Source organism: Lysobacter capsici, assembly GCF_018732085.1.
GTDB classification, from domain to species: Bacteria; Pseudomonadota; Gammaproteobacteria; order Xanthomonadales; family Xanthomonadaceae; genus Lysobacter; species Lysobacter capsici_A.
Window position 1 is genome coordinate 5,277,516 of record NZ_CP076103.1, and the last position, 26,232, is coordinate 5,303,747.

The following is a 26,232-nucleotide window of genomic DNA, read 5'->3' on the forward strand; positions in this document are numbered from 1 at the left end:
CTTCAGCCCCGACGCTCTTGGTTCAGTTCGCCGCGCCGGACCGAAGAGCGTCGGGGCTGAAGCCCCTCCCACAAGAGCAGCTCCCGCAAAAGCCCGCGCAGATTCAGTGCAGCGCGCTTACTCGCTGTCGCCGGTACCTTTCTTGCGTTTGGCCCGCGGATGCGCCGCGTCGTACACCTTGGCCAGATGCTGGAAATCCAGATGCGTATAGATCTGGGTGGTGGCGATGTCGGCGTGGCCGAGCAGTTCCTGCACGCCGCGCAGATCGCCGGAGGATTCCAGGATGTGGCTGGCGAAGGAATGCCGCAGCAGATGCGGATGTACGCGCTTGAACAAGCCCTGCCGCTGGGCGAGTTGGCGGATGCGCAACTGCACCGCGCGCGGCGTGATCGGGCCGCCGCCGCGACCGGGAAACACTTGCGCGTCGTTGCCGGCGCCGGTCGATGCGCGCCACTCGCGCAAGGCGGCGCGCGCGTGCGAGCCCAGCGGCACGATGCGCTGCTTGCTGCCCTTGCCGAGCACGGTGACCAGGCCGTCGTCGAGGTCGAGGTCGCGCCAACGCAGCGCGCACAGTTCGCTCAGGCGCACGCCGGAGGAATAGAACAGCTCCAGCACGGCGCGGTCGCGCAGGCCCAGCGGCACGTCGGTCGGCACTTCGACCAGCACCTTGGCTTCGTCGGGATCGAGCACCTGCGGCAGTTTGCGCGGCGCCTTCGGCGCGCGGATCGCCGCGGCCGGGCTGGCGGCCAGATGACCTTGCTTGACCTGCCACAGATAGAAACTGCGACACGCCGACAAGCGCCGCTGCAGGCTCTTGGGCGTGAGTCCGCGCCGGCGTTCGGCAGCGATGAACGCGCGCAGGTCTTCGGCCTGCAGCGCCATCACCTCGCCGCGTCCGCTTTCTTCGGCCCACAGCCACAGCGCGGCGAGATCGCGCTGGTACGCATCGAGCGTATGCGCGGACATGCGCCGTTCCACGCGCAGATGGTCGAGAAATGTTTCGACGGCGTTCATGCCTTGCGATCGTACTCGCTTGCGCGTCGCGGCGATCGCGCTGGTTTCGCGCCGCGGCGCCGGATGGCGCGGCTCAGTCGTAACGGCGCAAGGCCACCGCCAGCGATTCGCCCATCATGCGCAGGAACAGCGTGCCCATGCCGGGGAAGAAACGGTTCGGGTCGCGGCTGCCGACCGCGATCAGGCCGCTGCCCGGCAACGGCAGCAAGGCGGTGGACTGCACGTCGGCGGCGCGCTCGCCGTACAGCACCGCGTGCTTTTCCGGCTGCAGGCGACCGCACAGCGGCTCGCCGTCGCTCAGCGCGTCGCGGAACGGCTGCAGGCGCGGATCGGATTCTTCGATGATCTGCAGCCACTCGTTGTCGCTCAAGCCGTCATAGGGCTTGAACGCGATCAGCCGGACCAGATCGCCGTTGAAATCCTCGGCCAGGCTCGCGGCCATCGCGCGCAGGGTGTCGGCGGCGTTGTCCTGGCGCATCAGCGCGAGGGTCAATTGATGGGTGCGCACGGCCAGGCGTTCGTTGTCCTGGGCGTTGGCGAACAGTTCGTGCAGGCGGCGCGAGAGTTCGCGGTTCTTGTCGCGCAGCACTTCGAGCTGATAGCTCGCCAGCGACGCGGCCGAGCCTTCCTCGCGCGGCACCACCAGGCTCAGCGACAGGTCGGGAAACTGCTGCAGGAAGCGCGGATGGCGGCGCAGCCAGTTGGCGATTTCGTGCGCGCCGAGCTGGTCGGCCGGCTTGTCGCCGAATCTGTCGCTCATCGGTTCCACTCTCCTTCGAAGACGAATGCGGTCGGGCCGGACATCGACAGCGCCGACTCGGGGTCGGGCCAGACGATGCGCAGTTCGCCGCCGGGCAACTGCACGCGCACGTCGCGGCCGATGCGGCCGCGTTGCATCAGCACCGCGGCGGCGGCGCAGGCGCCGCTGCCGCAGGCGAGGGTTTCGCCGGAGCCGCGCTCGTACACCCGCAGCTTGATCCGGTCCGGCGCGATCACCTGGGCGAAACCGACGTTGGCCGATTCGGGAAACGCCGCGCTCGATTGCAGCAGCGGGCCGATGCCTTCGACCGGCGCGGCGTCGACGTCGTCGACTTCGATCACCGCATGCGGATTGCCCATCGACACCGCGCCGAAACCGAACACGGTGTCGTGGATGTCGAGCACGTATTGATCCTGGCGCGCGGGGTAACCGAGCAGCGGAATCAGCGCGGGTTCGAACTCGGGCCGGCCCATGCCGATGCGGTAGGCGTCGCCGCCCAAGGGTTGCACCGCGTGGCGACCGGCCGGGCTGTCGACGAAGAAGCCGCCGTCGGCCTCGGCGCCGCGCGCGGCCGCGCCGTCGCGCACCAGCCACGCGGCGATGCAGCGCGCGCCGTTGCCGCATTGCTGCGAAGTCGAGCCGTCGGCGTTCCAGATCCGGTACGAGGCGACGGAACCGTCGCTGAGCGGGTCTTCGATGGTCAGGATCTGGTCGCAGCCGACCCCGAAATGGCGGTCGGCGAGGCGGCGGCAGCTGTCGGCATCAGGCGGCGCGAGGCCGCCGCGCAGGTCCAGCACCACGAAGTCGTTGCCGGCGCCGTGCATCTTGCTGAAACCGATGGCGCCCGGGCGCGACGGCGCGGACGCGGCGGTGGTCGACTCGGCCATGGGCTCAGCCGCCGGCGGGCGTCGGCTCGGCCGGCTTGGTCGCGTCGGAACCGTCGCCGTCCTGGGTCTTGCCGTCCTTGTCCTTGGCGTCCTTGCTGCCCTTGCCGTCCTGGGTGGTCGGCGGGGTCAGCACGCTGTCCAGCGGCGGCGTGGGCAGCGACTTGGGCACCGGCGCGGTCGCGACCGGCGGGTCGTTGGCCTTGGAAATGGTCACCGGCACTTCGCCGGGCTTGGCCGGCGGCGCTTCCTGCGGCGCGGGCTGGGTCGGCAGGACCAACGGGCCCTTGTTGCCGCAGGCGGCCAGGGCGAGGGTCAACGCGGTCAGAACGAGGGGCGTGGCGTGGCGTGCATTCATGGGCCGAAGTGTAGCCCGCAGGGGCGGCGGAAACGAACCCACGGGCGGGGACGACCGAGCCCGCGGGCATGGACGGGTTCAGCTGATGGCCCGGGCGCGGGCGCGGCGGCCGCGCGGCGATTGTTGCGGCTGGATGAATTCACTTCCCAACCCGGGCGGCTTTATCGCGCCGGAGCGCACAAGAACAATGCGCCGCACGGACCTCGCGTCCACCCCCGAACCAGGAGAGCGCCATGCCGTTCGCAAACTACAAATTCCCCGAAGGCATTCTCGATCACGCCCGCAAGGAGGAGATCATCCACCGCACCACCGCGATGTTCGTCGAATATTTCGGCGAGGGCGTGCGTCCGTATTCGATGGTGCTGGTCGAGGAAGTCGCCGACGGCGGCTGGGGCCGGGCCGACGAGACGTTGACCCTGGAGAAGATGGGGATGGCGCCTAAGGCGGGCTAGGTTCGGCGGGGTCCGGCGTCGCTCGCAACGGGCGTCGTGCCCGCGGAAGTGGCCGGTGCGTGCGGCCTAGCGCCGATTCTGCCGGTGTGGGCGGCAGTTGGACGGGCATCGAACCTCGGCCGGCGCTCAACGCGCGCCGCGATCGTCCGGCGGCTCCGGCCGACGCCACAGCCAGATCGCCACCACGGTCATGATCGAGGTGCCGGTCATCGCCATCCACAGCTTGGGCGAGGTCAGGAACATGATCACCGCGCAGGCCGACATCATCGACACCGCCAGCCACTTGGCCCGCCGGCGGACCGCGCCGTGCGCCTGCCAGTCGCGGATCATCGGGCCGAACTGGCGGTGCGCGAGCAGCCGCGCGTGCAGGCGCTCGGAGCCGCGCGCGGCGGCGAACGCCGACAGCAGCACGAACGGCACGGTCGGCAGGCCGGGCACGACGATGCCGATGATGCCCAGGCCCAGGCTGGCATAGGCCAGCAGCCACCAGGCCCAGCGCAAGCGACTGCGCGGGCGCGAGGCGGCCGGCTCGCTCGGCGACGGTGGCGGCTCGGGTGTGGCGAGGCCGGCTCGCGGTCCGGCGCCGGGTGCGGCGTCCGGATCGGAGGGAGAAGGTGGAACGGACATGCCGGAAGTATGCAGCCGAGCGGTGGGTGGGAGACACATGGCGGGTGTCGGCGCGGTTTCAAGCGCTGTGGATGGGTTGCTTGGAGGGCTCTCGCGATCGGGGCCGAGTGCGTCGGGGCTGAAGCCCCTCCCACAAAAGACCTCGATGCGATGCTCGGGTCTTGTTGATCGGAAGGCGGAGCGATACCCGCCAGGTGTTTTGTAGGAAGGGTTTCGGCCGCGAGTTGTCTTTGTGGAGGGGTTTCAGCCGCGAGGTCTTTTGTGGGAGGGGCTTCAGCCCCGAAGCTTTTCGCTCAGCCCAGGCCGACCCCGCCTATCGCACCACTGTTCGCTCAACCGGCGCCGAACTTCCGCATCAAGCAGGACACCCACCTCACCCAATCCCCAGAAACGAACAAGCCCGGCATCGCCGGGCTTGTCCGATCGCCACGCCGCTACCGGCGCGAGCGCATCCGTCGGTTCACTTCGCCAGCACGTCCGCGCTGACCTGCATCTGGTCGATCATGAACGAGTACATCTCCGCCTGTTCGCGGAAACGGCGGAAGCGGCCCGACTTGCCGCCGTGGCCGGCGTCCATGTTGGTGCGGAACAGCACCGGCTGCTTGCCGGTGTCGAGGTCGCGCAGCCGCGCCACGTACTTCGCCGGCTCCCAGTACTGCACCTGCGAATCCCACAGGCCGGTGCCGACGAACATCGCCGGATACGCCTGCTTCTTGAGATTGTCGTAAGGCGAGTACGACAGCATGTAGTCGTAGTAGTCCTTCTTCTCCGGGTTGCCCCACTCGTCGTACTCGTTGGTGGTCAGCGGGATGCTGGCGTCGAGCATGGTGGTGACCACATCGACGAACGGCACCTGCGACAGCACCACGCGGTACTTGTCCGGCGCCATGTTCGCCACCGCCCCCATCAACAGGCCGCCCGCGCTGCCGCCGTACGCGGCGACGCGATCGGGCGCGGCGTAACCGGCCTTGACCAGATCGGCGGTGACGTCGACGAAATCGTTGAACGTGTTCTGCTTGTGGAACAGCTTGCCGTCGTCGTACCACTTGCGGCCGATTTCCTGGCCGCCGCGGATGTGCGCGATCGCATAGACCATGCCGCGATCGAGCAGGCTGACGACGGTGCTGTTGAAGCCCGGGTCCATCGACATGCCGTAGCTGCCGTAGGCGTACTGCAGCAACGCGGCCTTGCCGTTCTTCTCGAAGCCCTTCTTGTAGACCAGCGACACCGGCACCTTGACGCCGTCGCGCGCGGTCGCCCAGAAGCGCTCGGTCACGTACTTCTCGCTGTCGTAGCCGATCACCGGCTGGCGCTTGAGCAGCTTGCGCTCACCGGTCTGGGTGTTGAGTTCGTAGGTGGTCGCCGGCGTGGTCAGCGAAGTGTAGGTGTAGCGCAGCCACGGCGTGTCGTGTTCGGAATTGACCGACAGGCCCATCGAGAACGCCGGCTCGTCGGCCTTGACGAACTCTTCCTTGCCGTCCTTGCCGATCAGGCGCAGACGCTCGAGCGCGTTGGAGCGCTCGGCCACGGCGGTGAAGCCGTCGAACAGTTCGAAGCCCTCGACGAACACGTCGTCGCGGTGCGCGATCCAGTCCTTCCACTCCTTGATCGAACGCGCGCCGTCGTCGGCGGTGACCAGCTTGAAGTTCGGCGCCGGCTTGCCGTCGGCGCCGGGCGCGTTGGTGCGGATCACCCAGCGGCCGCCGAGATGGTCGGCGTCGTATTCGACATCGCGCTGGCGCGGCGCGAGCACGAAGAACGCCTTCGGATCGGCGGCCGGCGCGCAACGCACTTCGCTCGACACGGTGCTGTGGATGTTGATGCAGATGTAGGCGTCGTCGCGGCTGCGCTCGATGCCCATGTAGAAGCTGTCGTCCTTTTCCTCGTAGACCAGCGCGTCCTTGGATGCGGGCGTGCCGAGCACGTGCTTCTTGATCCGCACGGTCAGCAGGGTCTTGGGATCGTTCTCGACGTAGAACAGGGTCTTGTTGTCGTCGGCCCAGACCAGGTCGGTGGACGCATTTTCAATGACGTCCGGATAGATCTCGCCGGTGGCCAGATTCTTGAACCGGATCTTGTACTGGCGACGGCCGACCGCATCGTCGGCCCAGGCCAGCACCTGATTGTCCTGGGTGACCTCCATCGCGCCGACGCTGAAGTAGTCCTTGCCCTTGGCCATCGCGTTGACGTCGAGCAGGACCTGCTCGGCGTCCTCCATGCTGCCCTTGCGGCGCGCGTGGATCGGGTAATCCTGGCCGGTCTCGAAGCGGGTGTAGTACCAGTAGCCGCGTTCGCGGTACGGCACCGAGCTGTCGTCTTGCTTGATGCGGCCGACGATTTCGCCGTAGAGCTTGTCCTCCAGCGGCTTGAGCGGCTTCATCACCGTGTCGACGTAGGCGTTCTCGGCATTGAGGTACGCCAGCATTTCGGGGTTCTTGCGCTTGTCGTCGCGCAGCCAGTAGTACTCGTCGCCGCGCTGGGCGCCGTGCGGCGCCTTGACGGTGTAGGGCTTCTTGGCCACATCGGGCGGCGCGGGCAGGTCGGCGGCGGGAGCGTTGAGGGTGGTGGTCATCAGTAGCGTGGCCGCAAGCGTTAACAGGGTCGGTTTCATATAGGGTCCGAGGACGGGTTGCGCAACGGGGCAAGACGCGGATTGGGGACTTCGTCGCGGGATGGGTTCAGTGCGCGGGGGCCGATCGGCCGAACGGGCGCCGCAGCGCCCGTTCGGTCACGGCTCACGCGGGCCTGGCGGCGACCCGGCGCGCACGACTCATTTGGCCAACTGCTGCCACAGGAAGGTCAGGGCCAGCGCGCTCATATGCGCCTGCTGGGCGTTGTTGGCCGCGCCGCCGTGGCCGCCTTCGATGTTTTCGTAGTAGGTCACGTTCTTGCCGGCATCGAGCATCTTCGCCGCCATCTTGCGCGCATGGCCCGGATGGACGCGATCGTCCTTGGTCGAGGTCATGAAGATCACCGGCGGGTACTCGCGCTTGGGGTCGAACAGGTGATACGGCGAGAAGGTCTTGATGAAGGACCAGTCGTCGGTGTCGGGGTTGCCGTATTCGGCCATCCACGAGGCGCCGGCCAGCAGGTGGCTGTAGCGCTTCATGTCGAGCAGCGGCACCTGCACCACGACCGCGCCGAACAGCTCCGGGTACTGGGTCAGCATGTTGCCGGTGAGCAGGCCGCCGTTGCTGCCGCCCTGCACGCCCAGGTGCGGGGTGCTGGTGATCTTGCGTTCGATCAGGTCGCGGCCGACCGCGGCGAAGTCCTCATACGCCTTGTGCCGGTTGGCCTTGAGCGCGGCCTGGTGCCAGCGCGGGCCGTACTCGCCGCCGCCGCGGATGTTGGCGACCGCGTACACGCCGCCCTTTGCCAGCCAGCCCCTGCCGATTCCGCCGGAATACTTCGGGGTCATCGACACTTCGAAACCGCCGTAGCCGTACAGCAGCGTCGGCGCCTTGCCGTCGTACTTGAGGTCCTTCGGCCGCACCAGGAAGTACGGCACGCGGGTGCCGTCCTGGCTCTTGGCGAAGTGCTGTTCGATCGTGTCCTTCGACGCATCGAAGAAGGTCGGCATGGTCTTGAGCACTTCGGGCGTCTGCCCGGGCTCGGCCAATGCCAGCGTGGTCGGGGTCAGGTAATCCGCCGCGCTGAGCCAGACCGCATCGCTGTCGATGCCGTCGACCGCGCCGACCATGACCGTGCCGAACGTCGGCGCGCCGACGAACGCTGCGCGCGTCCACTCGCCCTGCCCCGCGTCCGGCGGGGTCAACACGGTGAGCTTGTTCTTGACGTCGTCGAGGACGTTGATGATGAGGTGATGGCGGGTCCAGGTCGTGCCGGCCAGCGAACTGGTGTCGGTGGGCGCGAACAGGCTGACGAAATCGCGCTTGCCGGCCTGGAAATCGTCCAGACGCGTGGCGATCAGGCTGCCGGCGGGATACGTCTTGCCGCCGGCTTCGTAAGGATCGCGCAGTTCCAGCAACAACCACTCGCGGCGCACTTCCTTGTTCGCGGAGTTGGGCAGATCGAGCTTGCTGAGCTTGCCGTCGGCGCCGCGCAGGAACAGTTCGTTGTTGTAGAACGCGATGGTGCGTTCGACGAAGTCGCGCTCGAAGCCCGGCGTCGGGTCGTGCCAGGCGCCGACCATCATGTCGCTGTCCCGACCCTCGTAGACCGGCGCGGCCTGGGCCATCGGGGTGCCGCGCGTCCACAGCTTGACCGTGCGCGCATAGCCCGAGCTGGTCATGCTGCCCTTGCCGAAATCGGTGGCGACGTAGACGTGATCGCGATCGATCCAGGTCAGGCTGCCCTTGGCTTCGGGGCGGTAGAAACCGTCCTTGATCCAGGTCTTGGCGACCAGGTCGAATTCGCGGGTGACGTCGGCGTCGGATCCGCCGCGCGACAGCGAAATCAGGCAGCGCTGGAAATCCGGGCGCAGGCATTCGGCGCCGTGCCAGACCCATTGCTCGTTCTCCTGGGCGTTGAGCGCGTCCAGGTCGAGCACCGTTTCCCAGGCCGGCTTGTCCTTGCGGTACTCGGCCAGGGTGGTGCGGCGCCACAGGCCGCGCGGGTGCTGGGCGTCCTGCCAGAAGTTGTAATAGTGATCGCCGATCTTCTGTACGTCGGGGATCTTGGCGTCGGAATCGAGGATCTCGAGGATGCTCGCTTCGAGCTGCTTGAACTGCGCGCTGCCGGTGTATTCGGCTTCGGTCTTGGCGTTGCGCGCATGCACCCAGTCGAGCGCGCGCTTGCCGTCGACGTCTTCGAGCCACGCGTAGGGATCGTCGGTCACGGTCGCCTCCTTGGCGATGACGGCGCCGCAGGCCGATGCAGCCGCGAGACCGGCCGCTAGCAACAGGGACTGACAGGTCTTCGGGAGAACGGGCATGGCGGTTCCGGAACAAAGGAAGGCCGCCACGCTAGCACAGGGCGCCGGGGCGGCCGCCCTGTCCATGGTCATGTAGGGAGTTGCGGGGTTGGCTGCGTTGGCGGGCGATGTCGCGGGCCCGCGGCGATGTGCTTTTTCTGCTTCGCGCGCTTGCCGAATTAGGTCGGGTTCATGCCTTGGCTCGGGGCGTGTTTCGTCGAGGCCTGCCTGGTCGGGGCCTGTTTGGGGTCCAGGGCTGTTTGAGCGCAGGGCTGTGCGGGCTCATGCCTGCTCAAGCCTGGTCTCTGCGCGACCTCAAGCCCGTTCGGGCGATTGCGACACTCGCCGGCCGCGGCGCGGACAGGCGCGCCCGGCGCGGCCGGCATCGATTTAGGTGGACCGATTCAGGCGCAGCGCTTTTTTAGATGGACCGATTCAGATGGAGCGATTCAGGCGGCGCGCTCAAGCCACGCGCGGCAGCGGCCGCGCGATCACCGCCGGACGAGCCCGGCGACGCGCCTGGACCGCGCCGCGACGGCGGCGGCGCACCGCCTGCCCGGCCTCGGCCGGCGCCACCCGGCGCCAACTCGGCAAACGGAACCGATGCAGCGCCCACCACGCCATCGCCGGCATCGCCACCAGCCACATCGGCAACCAACCGATCGCGCTCTGGCTGCCGCGCGCGGCCGGCAGCATCAGCACCAGCAGCGCGCCGATGGCCAGGGCGTAACGCAGGGCGGTGTCGAGGTCGGCGCGGACGAAACCGGCCTGGATGAAATCGGCCTGATCGGCGGCGGAACGGGTATCGGCGGCGGTGACGGGCATGACCTGACTCCGGAACGGTGCAAGGGATGGGACGACGTTGTCCCTACCTTCCTGCCGTGGCGTCTCAGAGGTTGCGATGCTCACGACCGTTGGTCGGGGTGGGGCCGTGAGCGCACCGGGTGACGGGCTGCCGGAACGGAGCGAGAGTTCCAACGCCGAGCGGCGTGCGAGGCGGTCGCATCGGTCGAAATATCCAACTGCGAAACTTTTCGGCCCGCTCGCGGCGACCATCCGCCATGCCTGTGCAAATATTTACGCGAAGCTCAAGTTTCTTTGGAAGAAGGAGTGACGATAACTCCGCCCCTGTTTCCAATAGCCATCTGCTGCATAGCTATCGTTACATTGAACTCAAGCCGGTGCGCGCGGGGACGATGAGGGGGCCGGGGAATTATCGTTGCTCCAGCTATCGCACGAAAGCGTCAGGCAAACTCAATGCTTTGCTTACCCACACCCGGTTTATTTGGCCCTGGGTGCGGACAGTGCAAACCGTCGGCACGCGTATGCCAGTGTGGTTGTAGAGGCGCTAAATCCAGACGAGCTAGCTCTTATTCGATTGAGACTACAGCGACAACACGCGCTCGGCACCGAGCGGCTCCGGGCAATGATCCCAGCTACAGCGACGCGCAGGTCCGGCAAAGATCGGGCGTCCGTCTAAAGATCGACTGGTTTCGGAGAGTGGATATGAAAGTCCACTCTGCCCCCTGTTTTCGAGCACTGGATCGGATTGGTTCACGTCGTCGCACGAACCGCGGCGGTTCTGCTGGTCTGGCACCTGTTTCCCGAGCATCGATTTCTGGCGATATCTGTTGTGATTGTCGTGCTCTACATCTTTGCCATAGCAGTTCTGAAAGTAGATGGCGGGGTTTGACTAGAAGAGGCCTGGGCAATTCGCACGAGGGCGCGTCTGATCTCGACTAGCTGTCATCGCGCCATGGCCTTTTGAGAGGGCGTCCCGCACCTTGTAAAAATGGCGGTGCAAGGCGTATCCGGTCGACAGCGTTAGTTATCCGCCGCGTTGCTGTCGGTAGATCGAACTAAACCCATTGCACGCGGGAATGAGCAGTGCACCAGGCGATTACTGCTGGTCCAGATATCGAGCGAATGCGTTAGGCGAACCTGATGCTCTGCATACTCCGCATCCGGCCTATCTCGCCTTGGGCGAAAACGATGCAAGCCGTCTGCAGGCTTATGCCGGCCTGGTCGCAGAAGTGCTAAATCCAGGCGAACTAACTCCTCACTTGGGTACGACTGCAACGACAACATGCCTTCGGTACCGACAGGTTTCTAGTCATGATCGAAGCCCAGTTACGGCGGCACGCGGGCTCGACAAAGATCGAACGTCTATCCAAGGTTCGGCCGGTCTCTGAGAGTGGAAGGAAAAGTCCATTCTGCGCCCTGTTTTGCAATCTGCTTCGGAGTGATTCGAAAATTCCACTCTGCCCTCTTCGCTGCCCCCTTTTTTATTTCAGTCGGGTGCTATGTCAACTCCGACATCGATATCGATTACGGTTACCTCTCTTTGTTCCCCGGTCGGCTGAACGTGTAGCCACTTATCAGATTCTTCCATTTCAAATATTAGTTCGATGTGGAGTTTTTTTGCCAGAGCGAGGGCCACGATGCGTTCGTCTATCTTGTCTTTATCAGTATATGTGACAAGGCATCCGCATTTGAATCCGACGTCAAATGTGGTGATTTGGGCGATCCCGTCGGGATTTGGAAAGTAATACAGGGGCGACGCGACACTAAAGCCCAAAATGTCGCTTAGAGCCGTTATTAGTGTAAGTTCATCAATGTTGTCTTTTAAGAAAAATTGAAATTCTTGATTGCCCATCGTTTGCGCTCCGGGTTATTAGAGTCGAACTTAGAATTTATGATCTCTTAGTTTGTAAATATTTATATCTCCAGATTTTTCCGACTCCAATGCTCCGATAATCCAGCGGACGCGCCTGGCATTTTCATATGTTAGTTTTACTCCATCATCGAGGCGGGATATATAATTGAGTGCGGTATCTTTTCCCTCACGTTGATAAATAACCAGTGCGTTGTACTCTTGACTCGTGACATTTACGATGTTGTCGCCGGATACGGGATGTATGGTTGTAGTTCCGCTATGCGTTCCCCAGACACGACCAGATGATGTATAGAAGAATTCTCCTTTCTTGGTTGCTAGGCCAGCTCGAATTTCCGCTAGATCGTCGTAGGCCGCTTGACGCGGACCCAGGAATATTGAGTTTCCCGAGCGATTGGGTTTTGTGAACTTTCCATAAAAATGCCTCATGGATAAAGAGAGGTGTGAGTAGGGGGTTTCATTCGCGCGAGAACCATCGATCTCTACAGTCTGACTGATTCCGCTGGAACTGGTTTGATCCTCATACAAGGGTTCTGAAGCGTCACTTTCTACCGGACTCTCGTTGGTTGCAAGTGACTCGGCGGAAGATGCAGCAAAATCACGTAAGGCGCTACCCCTAATTAGGTTTCGGGCGGTGGAGCCGACGCCAAAAATTGCAGCGCCAACCCGTTCGTCATCTTCATATTCCGGTATTTTCTGATGAAGAGTGTCTGTAAGTGGTCTCTGACCGCCGCTAATAAATCCGAACGGTGTAGTGCCTTCAAAAGTACCTAGGATGTCTACAAGCGCATGCGTAGCGGCTTTAACTAAGCCGATGGCGGTCCCGCCGCGTGTTGCATCCGTAATGGTGTTCTTGTGATCATGTAGATAGGTGATGCCGGGGGCAACGCGATCCAGCACGGTGCGTGCAGCTCCATTCGCTACATCGTAAATCGGCCGGTCATACCAAGGCATATCGTCTGTGGCTTTGTAACGGCTTGATGATTCAATTTTAATTCTTTCGGGTACTCGCACGTCATAATGTTCGCCATCTTGGTCGAATGTTCCTCCATGAGTAACATTTACGATGCTCTTGGAGTGGATGTTCCTCGCCCAAAATTGCCATGCGCTTCCGTCGATGGTCGCGGTAACTGTATCCAGAGTGGCGATGCCGTCGACGTTTTGTTGCCTTGCGGGCACCGAGACAGATACCACCGAATTATCATTACTGTTGGTGACATTGCCTCTCGCGCGGTCTATTGCTTGATTTTCGGTGCCACCTATTGCATTGCCGATCAAATTTCCTAAAGCATTGCCGAATGCGTCGCTGACGATTGAACGCAAGTCGAACCCATCACCAATACCCATAACGTTGCGAGTTGCGGCGCTGACCACACCTGCGGTCATGCCTTCGGTAAAGCTTCTGCTGAAGTTCGAATTAAGTTTGAGTCGATCGCTGATTGCCGGACCTGCATAAGATGCGACCAGATTCGTAAAGGTACCTGCAACGATATTTCGCCAACTGAAGCTGGTATCCAGCCCGGCAATCTTGTCACCGGCATACGCTGCCAGCGGATTACCGATGGCTTGAGCGGCCACTCTGCCAAATCCAGCTGTTGCACTGACCGCCTGCTCTGCGCCATCGACGGTACTACCAAATCCTGCAGCGGCTCCACCAGCGATCTCGGCAATGCCGCCTGTAATAGCGCCTGTAATTGCTCCGGCCGCAACCGCCCGCCAGCTGAAACTGGATATTCCCATGAAGCTGCCGGCGGCTTGGCCAGCCAGAGCGCCAGCTGCACCAGCGACGCCGCCAATGAACATGGCGGTACCTAGTCCTAGCGTGCCTGCTGTAGGCAGCGCAGCCAGGATGGTGCCGCCCGTAAAGACAGCAACGGCTACAACGATGACTAAGACGATCACCTTGGCGACGCTGCTGCAGGCGGCCTTCGGCGGCGGTATATGGGGCAAACTCGGCGTAGTCGACCCAATCGCTTCGGACGGGTTATACGGCTTGAACGTACCCGCATCGTTGCGACTGACATCAACGTTCGGCGCTTCCAACTGCAAACCGCCACCGATTTCCTGATCCGGATCGCCCAAGCCGTTCGCCTGCGCCAGCACGTACCACTGCTGTTCGTTGCCGTACACGCGACGAGCCAGGTCGCGCAGGGTCTCGCCGGCCAGCGCGCTGACCTTGCCGCCGCCGGCTTCGTACATGCCCATGCCGTTGAGGCTGACGATGCCGCGCTCGCCTTCGCGCACTTGCGCCATCTGCTGGCCGCCGGCGTAGGCGAACAGGTAGTTCGGTTTGGTCGTGCCGGTCTGGGTGAACTGGCCGTTGTTTAGCGTGCCTTCGCGGCGGGTCTGGACCTGGCCGTCGCCGTTGTAGGCGTAGTAGCGCACGCGGTCGTCGAGGGTGCCGTTCTTCAGGCGGGTGTTTTCGACCTGCGAGATCAGGCGGCCGTAGGCGTCGTACGTCAGCGTGTTGGTGGTGGGCTTGTAGTTGTTGTCGGTGCTGACGCCGCTGACGCTCTTCTCCTGGTAGCTCTCCCAGCCTTCGTAGGTGACGGTGTAGGTGTGCGTGTAGCCAGGAGCGAAGGTACGGTAACTCCAGGCCTTGCCGGTGACGTCATAGGTGCTCTGGTTGTTGCTGTCGAGGTAGTCGACGCGGCTCTTGCGAACATTGAGCACGCTGGTGTCGGTGGCCTGGCGGCCGTTCTCGTTATTCCGCGCGGCCTGGCGGACCCAGTTGGCCAGGTCGCCGTTGCGGGTCCAGTGTTCCTGATAGATCAGGCGGCCATCGGCGTCGTAGGCGAAGTTCTCCGCCTGCGAGAGCCAACCACCGATGTCGTAGGTCTCGTACTCCTCGTGGATCTCGCCGGGCCTGGAGGTATAGGTGTAGGTCTCGCCCGCGGCGATGTAAGAGCGGCTACCGAGTTGGCGGTTGTTGGCGTCGTAGCTGAAGACGCGCTCGATACCACCGTAGTAGCTGCCGCCGCCGTACTGCTCCTGGAATTCGACGGTACGATTGCCGCGCAGATCGAAGTCGCTGCGCTGCACTTTGAGATCGTTGCCGCGGTAGAAGGTGCGGGTGACCGCATGGCCGGCGGCGTCGTAGCCCAGTTGATACGAGTCGCCGCCCTGCGCCGCCAGCACGATCTGGCCGTTGACCAGGCGACCGTTGTTGATCGCGATGCGGTTTTCGGCGTCGTAGGTGAACCAGTAGTCGCGCACGTCGATCGGGGTGGGCGTGCTCGCCATGGTGCTGGCGGCGGTTGCCGTGCCGGCGCTCTCGGACTCGGGCGCCATGTCGAAGCTCAGGCTGCTTTCGGCTGGGCCGCCGGGTTGCGACAGCGGTACGCCACCACCAGCGCGGTAGAAGACGCGGACAGTGAAGCTCATGTCCGCGAACGCGCCGAAACTGTCGGTGGCACGCACGGTGACGGTGTAGGTCTTGGTCTGACCCGGCGGGAAAAAGTCGAACTGGTGGCCGGCGAAACCGCCGCGACCGTAGCCGTACTCGACCCACGCCGGCGAGTTGACCAGCTGATACGTCAACGGATTACCGTCTGCATCGATGAAAGCATCCGCCGGCCATCCGGTGCCTCCACTGACGCCGGTACTCTCGGATACTTCGATGTATACATCTTGCGGGGTGTAGTTGCGCTGTGGTGCGCGGTTGGGCGGGGCGACGGCGTTGACGGTGAGAACGAAACTGGTGCTGGCGCTGGCGTACCCATCGCTGCCGGTCACGGTGACGGTGTAGCTGCCGGCGGTGCTCGCGGTGCCTTCGATGAAACCGTCGCTGCTCAGGTACATGCCCGACGGCAGACCGGTGGCGGTATGGATCACCCCACCGTCGGGGTCGCTGAACCGCGGAATCTCGTAGACGAACGGTGTGCCGACACTCGTCGTCTGGTTCGGAATCGACGAGGCCACCGGCGGGCGGTTGACGAAGCTGCGCATGAAGAAGCTCATGCGGGTACTGGCCCCGAACTGGTCGGTGGCGGTATAGAACACGTTGAACTCGCCTGCCGTGGTGGCCACGCCGCTGATGGTGCGGCTTGCAGCATCGAAGCTTAGACCCGGCGGCAGCGGGGCGATCTGATAGGTGATCGCATCGCCTTCTGGATCGGTGAAGGCGGGCAGTTGTGCGCTGTACGGGTAGCCGACCGCGGCGGGAGACAAACCGAAACTGGTGGGCGCGCGTGGAGCCTCATTGCCGTTACGCACGGTGATCGCGAGGGTCGTGGTCTTGGTCGCGCCGCTGGTGTCGGTGGCGGTGAAGCTGATGGTGTAGACCGTGCCCGCGGGAATGTCGCCGGGTACTTGCCCGATCAGGCGCAGTTCCGGGCGTGCAGGATTGTCGATGCGCTGGAACGACAGCCACGCGGGTAGGCCGCTGGCAGCAACGGTGAAGCTGTCGCCATCGGGGTCGGTGAACGCCTGCGCCAGCGGACTCGACCAGCTGAAGTCGTTGTTGCGCATCGCGACCGCGGCGGGCAGCGGCGACGGACCGGTCGGCGCGCTGTTGGCGGCGGCGTTGACGTGAATGGTCTTGACCACCGATTGGCCGTTCTGGTCGGTCGCGCGCAGCATCACCGCGAACACGCCGACGGCGGTCGGGTTGGCGCGCAGCAGCATCGTGGCCGGATCGATCTGCAGCCAGGCCGGCAACGAACTCAGGTTGTCGATGCTCAGGCGCAGTTGATCGCCGATGTCGAGGTCGTAGAAATAGTCGCTGGCGCGCAGGGTCTTGGTGAGACTCGTACCGACCTTGACCGGGATCGTCTCCGGCGCGGTGTTGAACACTTCCGGGCCGGCGTTGCTGCGCACGTACAAGGTGAACGAGGTCGCGGCCGCGTTGCCGGGGTTGCCGGTTTCCGAGACGACCAGGCGGATGCCCAGGTCCTGATCCGCGGCGTTGGCGGCGGGCTGGGCGGTGAAGATGATCTGGCCGGTGGCGGCATCGCGGCGCGCGGTCAGCCACGGTGGCAGGGGGTTACCGTCGAACAGGCTGATCTGCAGGGTCAGCGGGTCCTGCTGGGCATCCAGGAAGATCTCGTTGAACACCAGCGCGAACTCGGTGGTCGCGCCCTTGTGGACCGAGCGCGGGGGCGGCGATTTCACCAGCTGCGGGGCAGTGTTTATCGCGGGCACTTCGGCCGAGTCGGCGCCGTAACCGGCCGAGGCCTGCACACGGCGTCGGTTGCCGACGGCGTCGTAGCTGTAGGTCAGGTCGAACGCGCGCTTGGCCGCGCCGTTGGACAGGTCGTCCTGGACTACGCGCTGGACGCGGTTGTTGCTGTCGTACCAGGTGCGGGTGATCGTATGCACGACCTTGCCGCCGGCGTCGGTGGTGTTGTTTTCTTCGAGCGTGCGGTTGCCGGCGGCGTCGTACTCGTAGCGGTGAGTCGGGGCGGCGCCGTTCTCGTGCAGCGCTTTGATCAAGCCATTGGCGTAGTAGGTGGTGTAGCGGATGGCATACGCGGCCGGACCGCCCGTCTGACTTTCCGCGGTGATCTGTCCGGTCGTAGCGTCGTAGGCGTAATCGAAATCGCGGCCGCTGAGGTTGTTGTGGTCGATTAGGCGGCCGTGGATGTCGTAGTTCCATGCCAACTCGTCCACCCGCACCGCTTCGCCATCGCGATCGGTGATGGTCGCCGAGCCCGACCGTGCGTTGGTCTCGAATATCTTGCGACCTTGCACGTCATGAGCATAGCCGGTCACCACCCCCATCGCGGTCTGCGAGCGCAGCATGAGATGGCGGCTGTCGTAGTCGTAGAACGACAGATTGTTGAGCGCATCGAACACGTGGATACGGTCGCCGTTCTGGTTCAGACCATAGCGCTGCAATGCCGCGCGCGCGCGCCCGCCGGCACCGTTGGCGAGGTAGTCACCAATCTCGACCACCCGGCCAAGGCGATCGTAGTCCTGGTAGGTCAGGTAGCCGAGCGGGTTCTGGGTGATGCGCTGGTTGCCCAGTGCATCGAAACCGAAACGAGTCGTCTGGCCGAGCGCGTCGTGTGTGACGATCAGGCGGCCTGCCGCGTCGTACTCGTTGCTGCGGGTGTTGCCGTTGGCGTCGCGGGTGCCGATCAGGCGGCCGAGCGCGTCGTAGAACCACTGGTTGACCGGGCGCACCCAGCTGACCGCGCCGGTATCGGACACGACCTGGACGATCGGGCGCTCGTCGCGCACGACCTGGTTGGACTCGTTGTACTGGTAGTTGGTGCGGTAGCCGCGTGCGTCGATCACTTCCAGCACGTTGCCCCAGCGGTCCAGGCGTTGCTGGATGTTGGATGTGGCGTTCGGGTCGGCGGTGTGCGACGGCAGGCGAGTGGCGGTGGTGCGGCCCAGGCGATCGGTGGTGTTCCAGGTGATCGCGTCTACTTTCTGTCCGTCGGACGTGGCGACCACGTGGGTTTCGCGCACTTGATGTCCGGCGAGGTTGTAGCCGAAGTTCTTGATCACGAATGTTTCGTTCGACGTGACCAAGCGACCGGCGCCGTCGTAACCGTAGTTCAGGCTGCCCGCGATGCCGGCATAAGTCTTCTGGACGATCTCGCCAAACGCGTTGTAGACCACCGCCTCGGACTGGTCGGTGCCGGAACCGGCGCCATTGAGCAGGTCGCGCGTCTGGCTGTTGCCGGTCTGGCGGCCGGCCTTGTCGTAGCTGTACCAGCCATGCACGCGCACGTCGCGGCCGCTTATGGCGCCGTTGAGTATGTACCAGCGATGGACGACATTGTCCGCCGCGTCGTAGTCGCTGTAGGACGTGTCGCCGTGACTGTTGCTGGTGGCGACCGCGCGACCCTGCCAGTCGTATCGGATCCGATCGATCTGGTCTTTGTTGGCGTCTTCGACGACGGCGCCCGCGGCGCTCTTGCCGCTGGCGAACCGGCGAGTCAGCACGATATTGCCGAAGGCATCGTAGATCATGCCGGTATACGGCGAGACGTATTCGTACATCCACGACGTCGTCAGATCCCGGTCGGTGCCGCTGCCCAGCAAGGAGAAGGTCGTATCGTTGATGACGGCGCGCACCGGCTCGGTCACGCTGACCGCGTTGCCGAGCGAGTCGTAGTCGGTCTTGGTGATGCCGGTATCGTCGATGACTTCGGTGACGCGGTTTTCGCCGTTGTAGCGGAACTGGGTGAACACATCGCGCACGCCGGAGCTGCCGTCGTTGCGCTGGAAGTGGCGCACCACGGCTTGGATCGACTTGCGGCCCAATGCGTCGTAGCCGTAACGGATCGCGCGATCGTAGCCGCTGACGTCGTCGCCGGCCGGCGGCGGGTTGGGCGGTGCCAGCGTGGTCAGGCCGATGGTCGACACGGCGCGGGCGAACTCGACGGTTTCGGTGACTTCGCCGGTGGCGTTGTACTGGGTGCGGGTGACGTAGCCTTCGGCGTCGACGGTCATCACGACCCGGCCGAGTTCGTCGTAGTAGGTGTAGGTGTCGGCCCAGCGGGCGCTCGGCTGGCCGGCGGCGCCCTCGAGCAGCACCGATTCCTTGACCTTCTGGCCGTAGGCGTCGTACTCGACCTGCACCGTCGGCGTACCGGTCGCGGCATTGCCGGCGGCGGTGTAATACGTAACCTGCGCCTGCTCAACGCGCACCGCGAATCCGCGCTGATCGTAAACGGTGGTGATGGTACGGTCGTTGCCGCTTGCGGCGACGGCGCCCGCGGTTTGGATCTGCGCCAGCGTGATCGGCTGGCCCGCGCTCCAGCCCGCCATCGCGGCGGTGTTCAGCCTGGCTTCGTGGCGACGCAGTTGGGTCTTTTGTCCGAAGCCGTCGTAGCTGTTGCGGGTGACGTAGGCTTCCGCATCGACGTCGTACAGCAGTTGGCCGAGCGCGTCATAGACCTTGTAGCTGTAGTTGCCACGCACGTCCTTCTGTACCACGGCGCGGCCGAGTGCGTCGTAGCCAATCTCGATGGTCGGCTGAATGCCGGACGCGATCAGTTGTCCGCTGGCCGGATCGATCTTGCCGGCATCGGGGAAGATGGTGCGGATCTGATGACCGCGACTGTCGTACTCGTAGCGGGTGCTGCGGCTCTGGGCGGTGTCGGCGTTCTCGATCCGGGTGACGACGTTGCCCAGTGCGTCGTATGCGGTCCGGGTGATGACGCGACGCACGCCATAGCTCTGGTTGCCGGCGGCATCGACGGTGGCGATCCATACGTCCGGGCTGGTTTCCGAAACGCGGCGTCCGGCCAGATCGTAGGTATACGTCCAGGCGTTGCCGCTTTTGTTGGTGTAGCTCGTGACCTGGCCCAGCGCGTCGTAGACGTAACGTTCGACCTGATTCAGTGCGTCGTTGACGGTCAGCACATGGCCTACGGCATCGTAGGTGGTGCGGACGCTGCGGGTGTCGGTCTGGCCGGCGATCGCAGCGGCGATCGCCGCTTCGGTCATCGCGGTGGCGGTCGGGATCAGCGCGCCGTAGCGGCGGGTCTCGACGACTCGGCCGACGCCGTCGTAGCGCTGCTCGGTGACGGCACCGGCGTCGTCCATGCTGAAACGCAATTGATCGGCGGCGTCGTAGACGTAGCGGGTCTGATGCTGTTTCGCGGCCGAATTTCCGCCGGCGGCGGCGATCGCCGTCGCCGCGGCGCCGAGGGTCGAAGCCGTGGATACGGGAATGGTGATGCCGTAAGCGATCGCTTCGATCATCCGCCCGGCGGCATCGTAACGGCGTTCGCTGATTGTCTTGGCGCTGCTGCTGGACCAGACCAGCTCATAACGCAATCGGCCGCCGGCATCGTAGATGCGTTCGACGTTGCGGTCTTCTGCGGAGGTCGCAGTGATCACCGCGTCGAGTTCGGCCGGCGTCGCCGTGCCGGCCAGCAGACGCGTGCGCAGGGCGGCGGTCAATGCCGCAGCTTTGGAGTATTGCTTTTCCGATACGATCCGGCCGGCGGCATCGTAGCCGTAAGTGCGTACGAAGCCGAGTGCATCGATGCTCTGGCGAACCCGTCCGGCCGCATCGAACACCTGATAGTTGCGCACGTCGCGGGCATCGTCGGCCAAGGCGGCCGTGGCGATCTGCGCGGCCAGATCGGCCTGCGCGGTCTTGTCGCCACCGCGGATCTTGCTCAGCAGCGCGGCCGGCAGGGTCAAAGTTTTTGCGTAGGCGCGGCTGCCGACGGTGCGACCGGCGCCGTCGAGGACCAGTTCGGTGACCGCCCCGATCGCGTCGATGGTATAGCGCGCGCGGCCGGCGGCATCGAAGACTCGGTATGTCACCGGATCCTGGCCGGCGGGGATGTAGGACACAATCGTGGCGAGGCTGGCGGTGTTGGCCAGGATCGCGGCTTTGGCCGCAGCCAAGTTCGCGCTCGCAACAGGATTGGCGTAGCGCTTTTCCTCGACCACGCGGCCATCGGCGTCGTAGCCATAGGCGATCACCGCGCCCAGGCCGTTCATGACCAGCCGGACACGGCCGGCGTCGTCGTAGACGCGGTATTCGGTCTGGTCGAGCGCGTCGTTGCGGGCGAGCATGGTGGTGAGCGCGAGCAAGGCCTCTGGCGTCAGGCGCCCGGCGTAAAGCTCTTGCCGAATGTCATTGGTAGTGCTGATCTGTGTCGCGTAGCGGCGCGTGCCGACCAGGCGACTGGCCTGATCGTAGAGCATCTCGGTAACGCCGTAGACTGTGTGGTCTATGTTGTTCAACACGAAACGCACTTGGCCGTTTTTGTCATAGACGCTGAATGTGTGGGCATCGTCGGTGCGCCAGACCAATTTGGCATCCATCTGGCCGACGGTCATGCCGTCGGTCAGCGTCGCGGGGTCGGTTACCACTGCGAACGTCCGCACGGAAATCAGGCGGCCGTTGACATCGAACCATTGACGCGTGATCGCGCCCAACGGATCGGTGATATAGATCAGCTGATTGCCTTCGTCGTAGACATGGCGGGTGACACCACCGGCTGCGTCGGTGCGGCGGATCAGGTTGTCGTTCTTGTCGTAGACGTAGGTCGTGGTCAGATTCAAGCCAGCCGGATCGATGTGTTCGGCAATGCGGCGGCCCAGGGCGTCGTAGTCGTAGCGCACGACTTGCCCGCCAGGATCGGTGACGGTGATCTGGCGGCCTTGCGCGTCGTAACCATAGGTCGTACGCAGGTTCAGACCTGATGGATCGGTGGCAACTTCGATCAGACGTCCGTTGCGGTCGTAGCGCTGCTGGCTGACCCGGCCACTGGCGTCGGTGACGCTGAGCTGACGGCCCTGCGCATCGTAGGTGTAGGTAGTGGTCAGGCCCAGGCCGGCAGGATCTTCAATGCGCTTGAGCACGCGCCCCACGGCGTCGTAGCGCAACTCGACCCTCCGACCGCTGGCGTCGATCGTGGCGTTGAGCAGGCCGCGAGGGTCGTACTCGTTGCGGACGATGTTGTTCAAGCCGTCGTGCGACTCGAGCAGTTGCCCGTCGCGATCGTAAATCCAGGTGCGGGTAATGGCCTTGCTGGCGGTAACGCTCTCTGTCACCGACACGTTCTGACCGTGACGGTTATGTACAGTAACGATCCGACCGCCGCCGGGCGCGATCACAATCATGCTGCGACTGGCGTCATCGTAGCTGTAGGTCGTAACTGCGCCGCCGGGATCGGTGGTCGTCAGACTGCGTCCATAGGCGTCGTAGGTGGTCGTCCAAGTCGTCGCCTGGTTATACGTAACTCGGCTGGTTCGGCTGAGCTGGCGACCGAGCCGATCATAGGTGTAGGTCGTTGCGATGCCGCGGCCATCGGTCGCACTGGTGACCCGGCCGAATGCGTCATAGACCGAGCCGACGCTGCGCTGTTCGGTCTTTCCCACCGCGTCGGCTCGGGTTGTCAGCAGCCCACGCTTGTCGTACTGATAGTCGCTGATCGATGCGGCGGCGGTACCATAGGCGCGTTCCTCGCGGATCCGCTCGTTGAACGCGCTGTAGGTGTAGCGGGCCTCGTTACCTTCGGCATCGATTGATCGCCAGATCTGGCCGCGATTGGTATAGCGGTAAGCCTGTCGGCTGTCGCGCGTGGCGTCGACGACCAAGGTGGCTATTGCGTTGGACGCTGCAGTGCGACTTCCCGCAGTGGCCAACACCAGGCGCTGCTTCAGATTGTAACGGTCGGAAATTTCGCCGAATGCGTTATATTCGATTTTCTGAAGTTCACCTTCGGCGTTGGAAACACCCGCTGCGTTTGCTACGCCCTTGATGATGTAGGTCGGTTGTTTTTCGCCGTAATAGAAGTACCAGACCTTGTTGCCCTGAGCATCGATGCTTTCGATGCGTCGGCCCAAGGAATCGTAACTGTGGCGAACGCCATATTGCGCATACACCGCGTCGATTTGCGCTTCGATCATGCCGGCTTTTATATGGGCCGCGCCTTCGCCTCCCAGTTCGCCGATCAGTTCGCCGAACACATTGTAGCGAAAGCGCCCTTCGCGCACCTCGCTGGTATCGGCCGCCGTTTCGCTGCGGACCAAGTGACCTTGCACGTCGTAGGTATAACGGGTCACCGTGCCTTCGGCGTTGCGCTCGGTGCTCAGCCGGCCCAGGCTGTCGTAGCTGCGGCGGGTTTCCTGCAGCGTGCCGGTGATCGCCGACGCGTGCAGGGTCGCCAGGGTTTCGCTGCCGCTCAGGCCGGTCAGCTGCTTGGCGTAGGCCAGCACCGCGCGTTCGTTGCGCGCTTCGTCGAACACGAATTCGGTCAGGTAGCCCTCGGCGTTCAACTGGCCGACGACATTGCCGCGGCCATCGTAGAACCAGCGGGTGAGTTGATCGGCGGCGGCGTTCGCCGGGCGCAATTGAGTGAGCGTGCCGGCGGCGCGCTGCGCGCTCGCGGTCACGGTCGCGTAGGCCCTGCTGGCGATGCGGCGGCCGGCGGGGTCGTAGCTGTGTTCGACCAGATAGCCTTCGGCGTCGAGCAGGCCGGTCTGGCGGCCGCTGGCGTCGTAGAAATAGCGGATCGTGCGCGTGTTGCCGGCGCTGTCCTGGGCGGTCGTCTGCAACAGGCGGCCCGCGCCGTCGTAGCTGTGGGTGGTGGTCGCGCCGTCGCTGCCGGATTTCTGGGTGAGCAGGCGGCCCAGCGCGTCGTAGGTGTTCGTGCTCGTCCGGTCGTCGGCGGTCGCGGCCGGCCGGATCGCGGCGACCGTCGCGGGTACGACCTTGCCGGCCGTCAACCACGTGCTGGCATCGACCCGGGTTGCGTAGGCCTTGGTCTGGATCACCCGGCCCAAGTCGTCGCGGATGAATTCGATCACCGCGCCGGTTTCATCGACCTGGGCCGCCAGCTGACCCTCTTCGTCGTAGAAGAAATAGCTGCGCGCACCGCCCGCATCCTCGCTCGCGCGCAAGCGCCCGGCGGTGTCGTAGTAGTTCTTCGACACCGTCCGCGCCGCGCCGCCGCTGAATGCGGAATCGGTGACGCTGATCAGTTGGCCGGCCTTGTCGCGCACTTCGACCCGCAGCAGGTCGTTGCTGGTCACCCCGTCGTTGACCGTGCCGCCCTCGATCACCATGCGCACGCTGGCGCCGGAGTCCTGGTAGGTCCATCGCGAGGTCGTGCGCCGTACCTCGTCGCTGCCGGCGCCGACCTTTTCGCTGATCACTTCCGACAGCAGGCGGCCCATGCCGTCGTACAGATAGGTCGTGGTCTGGACGATGTCGCGGCCGTCGTTGGCGGCGACGGTGGAGCTGCGCAGCGCGCGGCGCTGGGTCAGCTGTCCATGCGCGTCGTATTGGTACTGGACGATCTCGGTCGCGTCGTTTTCGACGCCGTTGCCGGAGCCGTCGACCGCGGCATAGACCTTGGTGCCCGACAGCCGGCCCTTGAGGTCGTAACTGGATTCGCTCAGCGTGCTCTGCGCGCGTTGCGCCGTGGTGGCCCAGGCGGTCAATCCGGCCAGGGTCATCACGCCGCTGTAGGCCGCGCCCAGGTATTGGCGCGACTTCGACACCTGGCCCGCGCCGGCGCCAACGGTCTCGTACTCGAACTCATGCACCGCGCCGAGCGCGTCGATCACGAAGCGCACGCGGTCCTGCGCGTCGTAGACATACGAGGTGGTCAGGCCGCCGCTGGGTGCCTGCGCGCCCAGTTCGCGGTCGGCGTCCAGGCCGGTGTAGACCGTCTCGCTGGCCAGCTGGTTGCTCGCGGTGTAGGTGCGCTGCACCGCGGTCGCTGCCGTGCCCGAAGCGGGGTTGACGGTATTCCACTGCCACAGCACGTTGCCGTTGGCGTCGTACTGGTACACGGTCTCGCTCAAGGTGGCGCTGCCGCGCACGGCCTTGACCCGGGTGACGTTACCGCTGGCGTCGTAGCTGTACTGGGTCAGGTCGCGCACGCCCGACACCGCCGGCGAACGCACTTCGATCAACTGCCCCGCTGCGTCGTAGACATAGCCCCACGAGCGTCCGGTCGAGTCGGCGACTTCGGTGCTGCGGTCGGCGGTGTCGTAGGTGAAGGTCAGGGTCTGGCCGGCGCCGTCGCCGTCGCTGTCGTCGGTGTTGACGTCGCCGCGGGTCAGCGTGCGCACCCGGCCTTGCGCGTCGTAGGTGTAGCTGACCAGCGTGCCGTCGCTCTGCCGTACCTGGCTCAGTTGCAGGCTGCTGACGTCGACATAGGTATAGACCGTGTGGAAACGGTAGCCGTCGTTGTTGGCGAAGTTGCTGGTGTCCCAGACGTCGCGATCGCCCGCGGCATCGGCCGGGGTCAGGTCGACCAGCACCGAACTCAACCGACCCGAGCCGTCGTAACCGTAGGTGACTTGCTCATTGACCACGCCATTGATGCGGGTCGACAACGTGCTCAGCCGGCCATTGGCGTCGTAACCGAAGATCAGCGCTTCCTGCGGCCCGCCTTCGACCGCCTGCACTTCGCTGATGCGGTTGCTGGCGTCGTACACGACATTCCAGGTCGCGGCCGACACGCCATCGGACTTCAAATCGCGAATCCGCGTCAGCCGTCCCTTGAGCGTGGCGTCGGCATGATTGGCGTACTGCTCCTCGCGGCGGGTGCTGCCTTCGACCCAGGTCCAGGTGCTGGTCGCGCCGTCGCGGTTGAGCGTGTCGTGCGCGCCATCGCCGGTGGTCGAGCGGTACAGGTCGGCGCTGACGAACGCGAAGTCCTGGTACGAACCATCGCCGGTGTAGCGGCGCATCACGCTGCCGGCGGCGTTGAGCGTGCCCGACAGCAACTCGACCCGGCGTTCGAAACCGGTGATCCACGCGTCGGCGCCGACATCGGCCAGCAGGCCGCGGCTGTTGTAGGTGCGCTGCGCGGCGATGCTCATGCCGCGGAACAGCAACTGCTCGTCCTGGCTTTGCAGCAGCAGGTTGCCGGTGGCGATGTTGACGTATTGGTTGTCCCGACCTTGCCCCAGCCGCACGCCACCGCCCAGACCGGTCCCGATCTGACTCGCCGAGCCGTTGAACAGACCCAGACCGTTACCCGAAATCACTGCCGACATATCAACGTCCCCCAAGATGGCGCACCGCCTTCCGGGCGGCTCTGCCTAACTAATCCAGGGGGTACGCAAGCTGTTTAGGTGTTACTTTTTTTGTATTTTTTACGCATCGAGTAAATAAAACGGATTATTTGAACCCTACAATGGCCTGTAA

The 26,232-nt window shown here is 64.4% G+C and carries 11 protein-coding genes; 1 reads left to right on the top strand and 10 read right to left on the bottom strand.

Annotated features, from left to right (window positions below):
* Window positions 1-117: 117 nt before the first annotated feature.
* The 4 genes from xerC to lptM form a co-directional block, all read right to left on the bottom strand.
* Complete coding sequence (gene xerC / locus KME82_RS22080; RefSeq protein WP_215495921.1) at window positions 118-1,014, bottom strand: tyrosine recombinase XerC; 897 nt, start codon at window positions 1,012-1,014, stop codon at window positions 118-120.
* A gap of 73 nt (window positions 1,015-1,087) precedes the next feature.
* On the bottom strand, window positions 1,088-1,774 hold the full coding sequence (locus tag KME82_RS22085) for a DUF484 family protein (protein WP_215495922.1): 687 nt from the start codon (window positions 1,772-1,774) through the stop codon (window positions 1,088-1,090).
* On the bottom strand, window positions 1,771-2,661 hold the full coding sequence (dapF, locus tag KME82_RS22090) for a diaminopimelate epimerase (protein ID WP_252255464.1): 891 nt from the start codon (window positions 2,659-2,661) through the stop codon (window positions 1,771-1,773). The genes KME82_RS22085 and dapF overlap by 4 nt, the downstream gene beginning before the upstream one ends.
* 4 nt (window positions 2,662-2,665) lie before the next feature.
* The gene (lptM, locus tag KME82_RS27250; protein WP_215495923.1) at window positions 2,666-3,016 is read right to left on the bottom strand and encodes an LPS translocon maturation chaperone LptM; all 351 of its coding nucleotides are present in this window, start codon (window positions 3,014-3,016) and stop codon (window positions 2,666-2,668) included.
* 233 nt (window positions 3,017-3,249) lie between these two features.
* Between lptM and KME82_RS22100 the strand changes: the two genes are divergently transcribed.
* Window positions 3,250-3,468, top strand: a complete 219-nt coding sequence (locus KME82_RS22100; protein ID WP_036101648.1) for a tautomerase family protein — start codon at window positions 3,250-3,252, stop codon at window positions 3,466-3,468.
* 126 nt (window positions 3,469-3,594) lie between these two features.
* On the opposite strand, the gene KME82_RS22105 is transcribed toward KME82_RS22100, so the two are convergent.
* The 6 genes from KME82_RS22105 to KME82_RS22130 all read right to left on the bottom strand — a co-directional run bounded on the left by KME82_RS22105 (window position 3,595) and on the right by KME82_RS22130 (window position 26,081).
* Window positions 3,595-3,969, bottom strand: coding sequence for a YbaN family protein (locus KME82_RS22105; RefSeq protein WP_252255856.1), 375 nt, complete (start codon window positions 3,967-3,969; stop codon window positions 3,595-3,597).
* 586 nt (window positions 3,970-4,555) lie between these two features.
* A complete protein-coding gene (locus KME82_RS22110; protein ID WP_215495925.1) occupies window positions 4,556-6,706 on the bottom strand; it encodes a S9 family peptidase in 2,151 nt (716 codons plus the stop codon).
* A 159-nt stretch (window positions 6,707-6,865) separates the two neighbouring features.
* Window positions 6,866-8,989: a prolyl oligopeptidase family serine peptidase gene (locus KME82_RS22115; protein ID WP_215495926.1), complete on the bottom strand. Its 2,124-nt coding sequence runs from the start codon at window positions 8,987-8,989 to the stop codon at window positions 6,866-6,868.
* A 441-nt stretch (window positions 8,990-9,430) separates the two neighbouring features.
* Complete coding sequence (locus KME82_RS26705) at window positions 9,431-9,793, bottom strand: hypothetical protein (RefSeq protein ID WP_252255466.1); 363 nt, start codon at window positions 9,791-9,793, stop codon at window positions 9,431-9,433.
* A 1,465-nt stretch (window positions 9,794-11,258) separates the two neighbouring features.
* Complete coding sequence (locus KME82_RS22125) at window positions 11,259-11,624, bottom strand: hypothetical protein (RefSeq protein WP_215495927.1); 366 nt, start codon at window positions 11,622-11,624, stop codon at window positions 11,259-11,261.
* Between the two features lie 30 nt (window positions 11,625-11,654).
* Window positions 11,655-26,081 (bottom strand): putative Ig domain-containing protein, encoded by a 14,427-nt coding sequence (locus KME82_RS22130; protein WP_215495928.1) that lies wholly within the window; start codon window positions 26,079-26,081, stop codon window positions 11,655-11,657.
* Between the last annotated feature and the right edge of the window lie 151 nt (window positions 26,082-26,232).

Bases quoted from the DNA above. Each gene is read 5' to 3' on its own strand.
- dapF (WP_252255464.1), bottom strand. From the start codon at position 2,661: ATGGCCGAGTCGACCACCGCCGCGTCCGCGCCGTCGCGCCCGGGCGCC.
- KME82_RS22110 (WP_215495925.1), bottom strand. From the start codon at position 6,706: ATGAAACCGACCCTGTTAACGCTTGCGGCCACGCTACTGATGACCACC.
- KME82_RS22125 (WP_215495927.1), bottom strand. From the start codon at position 11,624: ATGGGCAATCAAGAATTTCAATTTTTCTTAAAAGACAACATTGATGAA.
- lptM (WP_215495923.1), bottom strand. From the start codon at position 3,016: ATGAATGCACGCCACGCCACGCCCCTCGTTCTGACCGCGTTGACCCTC.
- KME82_RS26705 (WP_252255466.1), bottom strand. From the start codon at position 9,793: ATGCCCGTCACCGCCGCCGATACCCGTTCCGCCGCCGATCAGGCCGAT.
- xerC (WP_215495921.1), bottom strand. From the start codon at position 1,014: ATGAACGCCGTCGAAACATTTCTCGACCATCTGCGCGTGGAACGGCGC.
- KME82_RS22115 (WP_215495926.1), bottom strand. From the start codon at position 8,989: ATGCCCGTTCTCCCGAAGACCTGTCAGTCCCTGTTGCTAGCGGCCGGT.
- KME82_RS22130 (WP_215495928.1), bottom strand. From the start codon at position 26,081: ATGTCGGCAGTGATTTCGGGTAACGGTCTGGGTCTGTTCAACGGCTCG.
- KME82_RS22100 (WP_036101648.1), top strand. From the start codon at position 3,250: ATGCCGTTCGCAAACTACAAATTCCCCGAAGGCATTCTCGATCACGCC.
- KME82_RS22085 (WP_215495922.1), bottom strand. From the start codon at position 1,774: ATGAGCGACAGATTCGGCGACAAGCCGGCCGACCAGCTCGGCGCGCAC.